The following is a 4,452-nucleotide window of genomic DNA, read 5'->3' as shown; positions in this document are numbered from 1 at the left end:
GGGCGGACGCCAATCCCCCCGGTGTTTTTCATGTCCGCCTGACGGATGAACAAAACAATGAAATGAAATGATTAATTTTGACTCAAAGATAAACCTCCTTTACACACTTTTTGGGATACTACCGTAAGAGCCATTTACATTTATACGATGATCAATGATAGTTATTGTTGGTTTGTTGTTTTCTATACCTTGGGTAGATAGAAGTTGACCATAAGGAACATTGTTTGATCCTAATATCATTGCTGTGAATGGGTTCTTTATTTTTCCTGGATTCATCTCTTTGGTAATATACGCAACTGCTTTAAGATTTTTTTTGTTCCATTCTTGTGGAATTTTAAAAGCAGGGATATTCAATTCAAAGGTGTTGTCATCCTTGATGTTTATCTTTTCGCCAATTATTGGATCGAAGAAAAACTTGCGTGCTACAAAGTTATGTATGAAGTTTGCCCCTCCATTTGTCTGTTTTTTAGCTTTAATTCCATCTTCCGTAATTACGACATGAATATAAGTTTTGTCTTTGTCAATACTGCTATTTGCGACATGCCCTTCAATACTTATGCCATTGTCGGAGAATCCCATGTCATCAATAAAAGCTGTTTGTTGGCGATTCATAACCATTTCATGACCTGTATGACTTAGGTCTCCTCCGGTAGGATTTATAGTAAAGCTGTTGTTTATATATATTCGATTAATCATCACATAAGGATTACCAGTCACTCCAAAGTAATTGACAATGGATTGAGACTCAGGTATAGTCATGAAATCTGATTTGTAACCGTCATGATGGGCTATTGCACTTACCTTATATCCATTGTTTTGTAGAGTTTTTATTAAGTCCTCTACTTTCGGTTTTGCGTAAGGGCAAGCTCCACAAGGTTCGGAAGTAAACTCCTCGATGAGTACGGTAGATACTTTTTGAGGCCCTTTGTTTGATGTTGCTGTATATGTAAAAGCAACCCCTTTATCTTTATGGCTATTAGCTATTCCATTAATGCTTTTGATTGAGGCTATTGCTGTTTCCTCACCATTAACTTCGGGAATGGTATATTTAAATTTGCAAATCCCTGTATACCCGACAGGAATATTGACATTGGCCTCAATGTCTTGCTCTTTACCTTGAGAAATAACTGAAACAACAACGGAATTTATGGCTTTTGTACCTACATTCCTTAGTGTTAGAGTCATTGGAATTTGAGAGCCGACATTGCCAACAGATCCATTGTCAGCAGATATAATAAGACTAACGCCAACATGCTCTACTGAAGGTCCTGTAATATCTGCAGTCATTATAAAAGAGCCTAATTGACTTTTTTCCGGGTGCAATCCGTCTATCTTATCACCGATAGTAAAAGAAGGCGTGTCTCCTTTGTCGAAAGTTTTAATGATATTGGACTCGGGGATACTTAGTAGGCTGCCGTCATATCCGAGTACATCCTCTCTTACCATGGAATGATAAAAAAGTCCAACAAAGTATTTGTCGTCTTTTAGTGTAAACGGTGTTGTCAGTTTAATGGTATTCCATGCCAATCCATCTAACTTTTCGATAGGTTGACTATAGACAATCGTACCATTGCTGTTGAGCACTATTATTTTGGCATTTTTGTCATTGTCTGTGTCCATGTAAGGGAAGTGGATTGCTTCCAAAGTGTGTGCTCCTACGAGCATGGGTGTCTCCATTAAAGCCAAATAGCCGGCTCCTTCTTTATCTCCAATTGTTTTGATTTCATCTAAATAACTTGGACGATCCGCCCAGCAGAAACCAGTATTTGGAGTCTCGTTAGATGATGATCTAAAATGATGTGTATTAACTTTTGGGGATTGCGCATTCATAGCAGTAGCAATACAACCCAACGCCATTAATAAGACGTAGAAAAATTTTCTCATAGCTCTCTTTGTATATAAGTTTTGTTAATTAATCTCCCGGGTTCATAGCTCTTTCTTTGCTTGATGAGGATGATATCAGTGAGTACATCTACAAATTTTGGATTCGCAATGAAGATGTGTAGTCCGGTCATCAATGCGAATTGCTTCCGTCAATATTTATACTGATATATGGTAACCCTCTAATTGAGCCGTAAATATAAAGATTAATTATTGGAAAGTGCACTTTGTTCTTGATTTACCTTTGTAAATATTATCAACAATTAAGCTCATCAATCTGCAATTGATGTACAACATTAGCATTTATGCACACAATCAGGATAAAAGTAAACTGTCTTTGATGTCGTTGTATATTATCATAGGGTGTGTATTGTTCTATTTGGTAAAAGATTGGTCAAATAGAAAGTGTCGGTAGATGCTAATATCAAAATAGTAACTCAATATATGTAATGTAGCTTATTGCTTCTTGGCAAAAATGGCTGTTTGGATGATAAGCAATTAATATTATTGCTGTCGGGCAGAAGTTTTGGCAGCCCGGCAAACTTGGATTTCATATAAACTGCTCTTACGATTGCTCTTTAACCAAACGATATTACTTATTCTGAGTCATTAGCCTGTAAATCATGCTCAGTTTTATCGTGCAACCAACCTTTCAATACATTCAAAAAAATAACCATCCATTTAGGCTAACCCTTTGTCCCCTGAGGTATTCGCTTGGATCAAATGCTGATTTATGACTCAATCTTGCAGGTGTTTTTGTCGGACAGATGACTTTAGAATCCAAAAAGGGAAGCTTATCTTTCATAATTGAAATGCTCATCCATATAAATAAGGTGTTTGGTAGACTTTAATATACCCTTATCTACCTTAAATAGGACAACGATAATTTAATATATGCTTGTTTATAATAGTATGAAGTACTTATATTGACTCTATTTATTGTAATGTTGATTAATAATAAGTCTATTTGTGATCTATATGTATTAAATATTATCAAATAAATAAACAATAGTAATGTTGATAAGAAATTAATAGTATATTTGTCAAAAGAAATGTATAGTAGTATTGTTTAATTCTTTTAATCATTTGGTTTATGAAACGTCAATTATCAATAGCAATCATCGGTCTTCTTGTTGGCTTATGCATGACGTCTTGCAGCAGTGATGACAAGAATGAACCTCAAAAGGTTGATGCAGTAAGTTTTGAGAAGGTCGTGCCGACACAGTTTGGTGCTACCTATGACGAGTTGAAGTCTTCTAATGAGTTGATCAAAACGGGTGTTTTTGATGAGAAGGAGCGCACTTGTACATTTACGCCGTCAGATGAAGTATTTGGGAAGTCCTTTGTTAGTGTTGCACTTCATTTTGACACCAACAACATCTACCGCTATGCAACTATAGAGGCTAAGGAATTTGCTCATCTTGCAAGTGCTCAGTTTAAGCAGATGCTGCAGGATGATGGTTGGAATACTTATGAAGGAGTAGAAGTAAAAGATAAGGAGCTTCTTCTTAAGAAGGGTGATTTCATCATGCGTGTCTTTACAGAAGCTGGATGGGCAGTTACCAAACCAACAATTCTTTTGGGTCCTGACAATCAAAAGGTTGAGTCGTGGACTCGTATTAAGGATTTGAAAAATACATCAATAGGAATTTGGTCTCCATTGGCTGCTTTAGGTTGTCGCAAAAGTCTTTTTGAAGCTTATGAACAGCTTTGGGGGCATACAGTCAATGCAGAGCGAACAAATGTAAAGAATGGGTTCTATGCTTATAATACCGGAGATTCTAAATTTCCTCTTATAGGCTATTATTATGACCTTGATACAGATAGTTGGCTGGAAGAGTGTACAATTCACATGGATTATGACAATCCTCCAAGTGCAGAAGAACTCGAAAAGTATGTCCTTTCTTTGGGCTTCTTTGATACTGGTCTAAGAGATAAGGATGGCAATAAATTCTTCTACAATAGAGAGACAAAAGTAACTTGTGGCTTATTTATCAACAATCCTAATAATTTGCCAAAGGGTAAGTTCTCTCCGAGAATGGACTTTATGCTTAAGGCAGATATAGAAGATCAGCTCCCACAAGAAAAGGTTGATATACCTTGGCCTCTTACCAGGTTTGAGAAAGCAACCATGGAAGAAGCTCTAAAACACTTTGAGGATATGGGGTACAAGCCCAAAGATATGGGAGGATACTATGTTATAGAAAATCAGAACCCTGATTTCCCACAGATTAGTATATTCTCAACAGACGATCCAAAGATATACGGCTGTGTATTTATGACGGCGAGAGATATGAAGGTTATGCAGTCTCCGGATATCATTAGACAGATTGAAGCTCATGGATATGTCCTTAAAAAAGGTCCGGCTATTCCTACCTATGTCAATGAGGCTGAAGATGCCGAGGTACAGATTAGTAATGTAGAAGGAACTGGTTTTATGGGACTTGGTTTGATACTGTCCCAAAAAAGTGTGTAAGACCCAAGACTATTATCTTTGAAAAAATAAAATAAAACAGTAAAACAGTATGGATCTCACACGAGTACAAATTAAAGAAATTATTTCGAATTGTC

General features: G+C 36.5%; 2 protein-coding genes. One reads left to right on the top strand and one right to left on the bottom strand.

Translation table 11 applies throughout. The annotated features are described in order from the left end of the window. Positions 1–99: 99 nt before the first annotated feature. On the bottom strand, positions 100–1,884 hold the full coding sequence (locus ACFO3G_RS03865) for an Omp28-related outer membrane protein (protein ID WP_380078158.1): 1,785 nt from the start codon (positions 1,882–1,884) through the stop codon (positions 100–102). A gap of 1,090 nt (positions 1,885–2,974) precedes the next feature. Here ACFO3G_RS03865 and ACFO3G_RS03860 point away from each other — a divergent pair. After that, complete coding sequence (locus ACFO3G_RS03860) at positions 2,975–4,357, top strand: hypothetical protein (protein ID WP_380078156.1); 1,383 nt, start codon at positions 2,975–2,977, stop codon at positions 4,355–4,357. Positions 4,358–4,452: the final 95 nt, after the last annotated feature.

Origin of the sequence: Falsiporphyromonas endometrii, from assembly GCF_042654485.1 — a bacterium.
Classification (GTDB): domain Bacteria; phylum Bacteroidota; class Bacteroidia; order Bacteroidales; family Porphyromonadaceae; genus Porphyromonas; species Porphyromonas endometrii.
Note: the sequence above shows the minus strand (reverse complement) of the source record. Positions and strands in the feature narration are given on the sequence as shown.